At 65.8% G+C, this 6,160-nt stretch carries 8 protein-coding genes; 6 read left to right on the top strand and 2 right to left on the bottom strand.

From position 1 onward, the window contains the following. Positions 1 to 479 precede the first annotated feature (479 nt). From EV672_RS18665 to EV672_RS18660, 3 genes are all read left to right on the top strand, one after another. Positions 480 to 647, top strand: a complete 168-nt coding sequence (locus EV672_RS18665) for a hypothetical protein (RefSeq protein WP_166643435.1) — start codon at positions 480 to 482, stop codon at positions 645 to 647. A 47-nt stretch (positions 648 to 694) separates the two neighbouring features. Continuing rightward, positions 695 to 1,006, top strand: a complete 312-nt coding sequence (locus EV672_RS03850) for a hypothetical protein (protein WP_133606355.1) — start codon at positions 695 to 697, stop codon at positions 1,004 to 1,006. A 309-nt stretch (positions 1,007 to 1,315) separates the two neighbouring features. Next, complete coding sequence (locus tag EV672_RS18660) at positions 1,316 to 1,468, top strand: hypothetical protein (protein WP_166643434.1); 153 nt, start codon at positions 1,316 to 1,318, stop codon at positions 1,466 to 1,468. Between the two features lie 39 nt (positions 1,469 to 1,507). Here EV672_RS18660 and EV672_RS03845 read toward each other — a convergent pair whose 3' ends face one another. Continuing rightward, on the bottom strand, positions 1,508 to 1,975 hold the full coding sequence (locus EV672_RS03845; protein WP_243738489.1) for a MarR family winged helix-turn-helix transcriptional regulator: 468 nt from the start codon (positions 1,973 to 1,975) through the stop codon (positions 1,508 to 1,510). A gap of 170 nt (positions 1,976 to 2,145) precedes the next feature. After that, positions 2,146 to 3,030 carry a metal-dependent hydrolase gene (locus tag EV672_RS03840; RefSeq protein ID WP_133606351.1) on the bottom strand — a complete coding sequence of 295 codons (885 nt, stop codon included), beginning with the start codon at positions 3,028 to 3,030 and terminating at the stop codon, positions 2,146 to 2,148. A gap of 229 nt (positions 3,031 to 3,259) precedes the next feature. On the opposite strand from EV672_RS03840, the gene EV672_RS03835 reads away from it, so the two are divergent. From EV672_RS03835 to cysT, 3 genes are all read left to right on the top strand, one after another. Then, on the top strand, positions 3,260 to 4,177 hold the full coding sequence (locus EV672_RS03835) for an SDR family NAD(P)-dependent oxidoreductase (RefSeq protein WP_133606349.1): 918 nt from the start codon (positions 3,260 to 3,262) through the stop codon (positions 4,175 to 4,177). A gap of 99 nt (positions 4,178 to 4,276) precedes the next feature. Beyond that, on the top strand, positions 4,277 to 5,290 hold the full coding sequence (locus EV672_RS03830; protein WP_133606347.1) for a sulfate ABC transporter substrate-binding protein: 1,014 nt from the start codon (positions 4,277 to 4,279) through the stop codon (positions 5,288 to 5,290). Positions 5,291 to 5,305: 15 nt separating this feature from the next. After that, entirely contained in the window at positions 5,306 to 6,148 is an 843-nt protein-coding gene (gene cysT, locus EV672_RS03825; protein ID WP_133606345.1) for a sulfate ABC transporter permease subunit CysT, read from the top strand. The last annotated feature ends 12 nt before the right edge of the window (positions 6,149 to 6,160 follow it).

Below are 6,160 nucleotides of genomic sequence, written 5' to 3'. Positions count from 1 at the left end.
CGCGCCCAAAACGCCTGCCAAAGGTGCGTCCAGCCGCCATTGCGGTCATCTCAGCACACCCAACCATGGTCGGCGCTCATTTGTGCAGACCTTCCCTAACTGTCGGGCATTGCGCGCCATTGACTGTCCGGTCTTTGGCGGTGCCGCCTCCCACCTTGCCACATCACCGCGACATGTTTCCTTTGCACAATGGCCGCGCAGGGGCGGATGAAACCCTAACTGGGCGTTGCAGGGGACGCTCATACGTCGCATCGCTTCGGCTACGCCTTATGGGCGCCCCTGAACTTGGTAGTTAGGCCTGCTTGAATGCCCAGTGTTCATGGGGCTTGTGGGCCGCCTGTCCTTCGGCAGTCGTGCGAGCCACCGAGCACCTCGGTTTGAGTGCCGCGCAGGTCTTCTGCTCAGGTTGAAGGTGGGTTAGATTGAGGCATTCGTCAGCGCCTGGCTGACTGCAGGCCCTGGCGAAAATCCTCCCCGACTTGGACAACACTTACGACAAGGGCAACGGCAGGCTGGAGAACCTCACGGTGGCCGCCCGAGCAGGCGCCATCGCCGTGGTCAACGTGCACAATGGCACTGTGACCCACATCCGGGCCTGCGAGCCAGGCAGGCGCAAAGCACAATTGACCTGCAAAGTGCTGCACTGAGCATCACTGGGGCGCCGCCGCGCGCCAAACACCGACAGAAGGCCCCCATGGGACAAGCAAAAATCCGCGGCACGCCCGAGCAACGCAAGCAAGCTGCCATCGAGCGGCAACTGTCGCTGCGGCCCAAGCACATCGTTTGCAACAACTGCCAGGCAGAGCTGTCCGAGATGGCGCCCATCGACGTCGCGGGCATGCACGGCATCGACGCGGCCTTTGTGGCCTCGTGCCCGCATTGCGGCCACGACACCTACGCCATCAAGGGCGAGCGGGAGGCGGTGGCCAACATGCACATGGCCATCGAGGACGCCACCGGCAGCGAAGCCCAAGCCGGGGTCGTGCCGTCCGCCAACAAGGTGTGAGTCGGCCGGTGGGGGGGTGCTTGTCGTCCCAGGCAAGGCCCTGCCACAATCCAGTCAGCACCTTGCCGACTGTTCAACACCGGATCTGCACATGAAGTACTTGATCGCACTTGCCGTCCTTGCGTCCAGCCTTGCTGGTTGCGCGGTTTACACGCCGTCCGGCTCCGTCGTCATCGACCCCGCGGGGCCGCACAGAGGCGGTGACGGGAAGTTCTGCCCGCCCGGGCAAGCCAAGAAGGGCAACTGCTGAGGGCGTGCGCGATTCACCGGAGAACCGCGCTACATTGAGCCCCATTCACAGGAGACCCCATGGCCAAAGGCGAGCAGCGCAGCAACAAGATGACGAAGAAGCCCAAGAAGGACACCGGCTCCTCCAAGGACACTTCGAATTCGTCCCCTTCCGACCGCCCCGTCGCCCCGATGACGGCGGTCCAGCCCAAGGGCAAGCTGAAGAACAAGTGACGGCCCGGGCCTTGGCACCGAGCAAGGCTCCGCCCCGGATCAGGGCTGCGCTTCGCTCAGGCGCGTCAGCAGGCCGCGCAGCACGGTGCGCTCTTCCGGCGTGAGCGCCTGCGCCATGCGGGCATCGTGTGCTTGCACGGCCGCGCTGATGGCGACGAGGTCTGCTTCGCCCTTGGCCGTCAGCGCCAGGCCGAAGGCGCGTCGGTCGCCGGGCATGGGCAGGCGCTGGATGTAGCCCAGCGCTTCGATGGCATCCACCAGGCTCACCGAGCCCGAGCGCGCGATGCCCATGATGCGCGCCAGCTGCGTCAGCTTGAGCCCCGGGTTGCGCGAGACGATGACCATGGCCGAGAAGCGCGGTGGCGTGATGCCCCAGGGCGCCAGCGAGGGGATGAAATCTTCGTAGAGTCGGATCTGGGCGCGGCGCACCGCGTAGCCCAGGAGCGAATCCAGGATGCCGTAGTCGATGCCCGGGACTTTGGCGACGAACGGGTCAGGGTCATGCATGGGCAAAACAGCGGGTGAGGGCGGGGCAATGGACGATGGCGAGAGTCTAGGCAGTGCGGTGCCTGGCGACCATCCCCAGGAGCCCTTCACGTGTGGGGCCTGCACCATGAAAAAAGCCGCCCCAAGGACGGCTTCGATGCTGGCGCAGCCATGCAGCCCAGCAACGCGACTCAATAGGCGGCCCGAAAGAGCGCGGCACCGGCTTGCATGGGATTGCCGGTTTCTTCGTAGGTCTTGACCCACACCGGGTAGCTGTGGATGGCCTTGTGCTCCCAGGGGTGGAAGCCGGGCTTGTAGTAGGCCAGCAGGTTGGCGGTGTTGCGCGCGAAGATGCCGCCGCGGCCGTACAGCCACCAGGCGCCCTTGACCGACATCACCATGCGTTGGCGCCAGCTGAAGCCCTCGCCCTTGAGCAGGCGGTTGGTCAGGCGCATGCTGTCCACCACGACCTTGTACAGCGCGTGGGTCATGGCCACGCAACGCATCACGTAGCCGACCTTGGCCACTTGCTGCATCACGTCGAAGGCCACGGCCTTGTGCTCCATCTCTTCGATGGCGTGCCAGGCCCACATGGCGCGCACGTTCGGGTCGGCAGGGGCCATCACGTCCTTGGTCTCGAACAGCATCTGGGCCATCATGGCCGTGAAGTGCTCGAAGGCGGCGGTCAGGGCGAGGTTGTACTTGGCCGAGTAGTTCTTGGTGTACTGGTCGAACAGGTCCTTGGCCTCGTGCAGGATGCCGTCAACGTCCAGGCCCTGCTTGCGCAGCAGGTCGTTGAAGTCGGTGTGCGCCATGCCGTGCTGGGCTTCCTGGCGGATGAAGTTCTTCACGTCCTCGGCCATCTTGGCGTCGGTGATCTGGGGGCGGAAGGCGCGCACGCTGGTGCAGAAGTAGCGCTCGCCATCGGGGAAGGCGGCCTGCATGCCATCGAACAGGCGGGTCTTGAAGGCGTCGTTGCCGTACCACCAGCGGGGCGTTTGCTCGGTGATGTCGAAGTCCAGGTCGGTGCGGGGCACGATCGGGTTCGGGCTCACGGGGGTCTGCTTGTTGTTCATGGGGTGTCTCCTGCGGTAGGGCCGGTGCGCTCATGGAGCCTGGCCAGTGAAATCAGTGTAGAAATTGCGACACGCTTGACGTGCACGTCAATGCGACAGACAGGCATCGCGCACGACACCCCAGGGAATGACGCCGCCCTGACGCGTTTTTCTCGCTCGGGTTTACCCGTGCGTCAACCTTGTCGCATGATGTGCGCTGTGCCAGCTTCACCGCATTGCCTTCCATACCATGAACGCTTCCACTGACTCCCTGGGTTCCGGCGCCTCCCTGCGCCTTGACGGCCGCGTGGCCATCGTCACCGGCGCGGGCGCCGGCCTGGGCCGTGCCCATGCGCACCTCCTGGCGTCGCGCGGCGCCCAGGTCGTCGTCAACGACCTGAACCTGGCGCCCGCCGAGGCCGTGGCGGCCGAGATCCGCGCCGCCGGTGGCCAGGCCATCGCCGCGGCCGGTTCCGTCACCGACGAGGCCGCCGTGCAGGCCATGGTCGCGCAGACCCTGGCCACCTGGGGCCGCATCGACATCCTGGTCAACAACGCCGGCATCCTGCGCGACAAGAGCTTTGCCAAGATGACGCTGGACGATTTCCGCCTCGTGGTGGACGTGCACCTGATGGGCGCCGTCGTCTGCACCAAGGCCGTCTGGGAGACCATGCGCGCGCAGCAACACGGCCGCATCGTCTTCACCACCTCCTCGTCCGGCCTGTTCGGCAATTTCGGCCAATCCAACTACGGCGCCGCCAAGATGGCCCTGGTCGGCCTGATGCAGACCCTGGCGCTGGAAGGCGAGAAAACCAATGTGCGCGTCAACTGCCTGGCGCCCACGGCGGCCACGGCCATGACGCAGGGCATCTTGCCGCCCGAGGTGCTGGCGGTGCTGACGCCCGAAAGCGTCTCGCCCGGCTTGCTCTTCCTGGTCAGCGACGAGGCGCCCACCCGCGCCATCCTCAACGCCGGGGCCGGTGTGTTCGCGGCTTCGCACGTCAGCCTGACGGCGCCGGTGCACATCGGCACAGGTCCGCAGGCGCCCGAGCAGGTGGCCGCTGCCTGGCCGCGCATCAGCGACCGCGCCGACAGCACCGTGCCCGGCAGCGGCATGGAACAGTCGATGCGCGAAGTGCAGACGGTGCTTGGCACGCGCCGCGCCTGAGCTTGTACTTTTTCCGCATAAGCAAGTGAACAATCGGTTGTTCTCAGCATGATCTGCCCCTCCTAACATGCGGTCTTCGCATGTTGAAAGGGTTTGGTCATGCTGTTTTTCTGGAAGAAACCGTTTGCAGCGCTTGTCGCCGCCACCTTGGCCCTGGGTGCCGCCTCGGCCCACGCCGACGCCACCCTGCTGAACGTCAGCTACGACGTCACCCGCGAGTTCTACAAGGACTACAACCAGGCCTTCGCCAAGCACTGGAAGCAGACCACCGGTGAGACGCTGACGCTCAACCAGTCGCACGGCGGCTCCAGCAAGCAGGCGGGCAGCGTCGTGGCCGGCCTGGCCGCCGACGTCATCACCATGAACCAGGCCAGCGACATCGACATCCTGGCCGAGCGCGGTGGCCTGGTGCCCGCCGACTGGGCCAAGCGCCTGCCCCACAACAGCGCCCCGACCACGTCGGTCACCGTCATCCTGGTGCGCAAGGGCAACCCCAAGCAGATCAAGGACTGGGCCGACCTGGCCAAGCCCGGCATCTCGGTCGTCATCCCCAACCCCAAGACCTCGGGCAACGGCCGCTACACCTACCTGGCGGCCTGGGGCTCGGTCATCAAGGCCGGCGGCAAGCCCGAGCAGGCCAAGGCCCTGGTGACGCAGCTCTTCGCCAACGTGCCCGTGTTCGACGGCGGTGGCCGCGCCGCCACCACGACCTTCGCGCAGCGCAACATCGGCGACGCGCTGGTGACCTTCGAGAGCGAAGTGCCCCTGATCCAGAGCGAGTTCAGCGGCGACTACCAGGTCGTCTACCCCAAGACAACCATCCTGGCCGAGAACCCGGTCAGCGTGGTCGACAAGGTGGTGGACAAGAAGGGCACGCGCAAGCAGGCCGAGGCCTACCTGAAGTACCTCTACTCCGACGAGGGCCAGGCGATCGCCGTCAAGCACAACCTGCGTCCGCGCAACCCGGCGCTGCTCAAGCAGTACCAGGCCAAGTTCATCGGTCTGCCCACCTTCACCGTGGACGAGGTGTTCGGTGGCTGGAAGAAGGCGCAGGCCGACCACTTCCGCGACGGCGGCATCTACGACCAGATCACCGCGGCCGGCCGCAAGTGAACTGAAGGCTGACCCATGTTCTTCTCCAAGACCCTGCTGCGGCGGCACACCGTGCTGCCCGGCTTCGACCTCGCGCTCGGCCTGACGCTGCTCTACCTGTGCCTGATCGTGCTCATTCCCCTGAGCGCGGCCTTCCTGCGCACGACCGAGCTGACCTGGCCACAGTTCGTGGACACAGTGACCTCGCCCCGCGTGGTGGCGTCCTACAAGCTGACCTTCGGCACCTCGCTGCTGGCGGCCGTGGTGAACGCTTTTTTTGGCCTGCTGGTGGCCTGGGTGCTGGTGCGCTATGACTTCTTCGGGCGCCGCATCGTCGACGCCCTGGTGGACCTGCCCTTCGCCCTGCCGACGGCCGTGGCCGGCATCACGCTGACGGGCCTGTACGCGGGCAATGGCTGGATCGGCCGGTGGCTGGAGCCGCTGGGCCTGAAGGTGGCGTTCACGCCGGTGGGCATCTTCGTGGCCATGACCTTCATCGGCCTGCCCTTCGTGGTGCGCACGGTGCAGCCCATCCTGGAAGACATGGCCTCCGAGCTGGAAGAGGCTGCTGCGACGCTGGGCGCCAGCCGCTGGCAGAGCTTCTCCAAGGTGGTCTTTCCCATCCTGCTGCCGGCGCTGCTGACGGGCTTTGCCCTGGCCTTTGCGCGCGCCCTGGGCGAGTACGGCTCGATCATCTTCATCGCGGGCAACATGCCCATGGTCTCGGAGATCACGCCGCTGCTCATCATCACCAAGCTGGAGCAATACGACTACGCAGGCGCCACCGCGATTGCCGTGGTGATGCTGGTGATGTCGTTCATCCTGCTGCTGGCCATCAACGGCTTGCAGGCCTGGACGCGCAAGCGCCAGGGCAAGTGAGTCGGAGTGTCC

It is taken from the genome of Aquabacterium commune (genome assembly GCF_004362855.1).
Classification (GTDB): Bacteria; Pseudomonadota; Gammaproteobacteria; order Burkholderiales; family Burkholderiaceae_C; genus Aquabacterium; species Aquabacterium commune.
The sequence above is the reverse complement of the archived record's forward strand: the minus strand, read 5'-3'. Positions and strand labels throughout refer to the sequence as shown.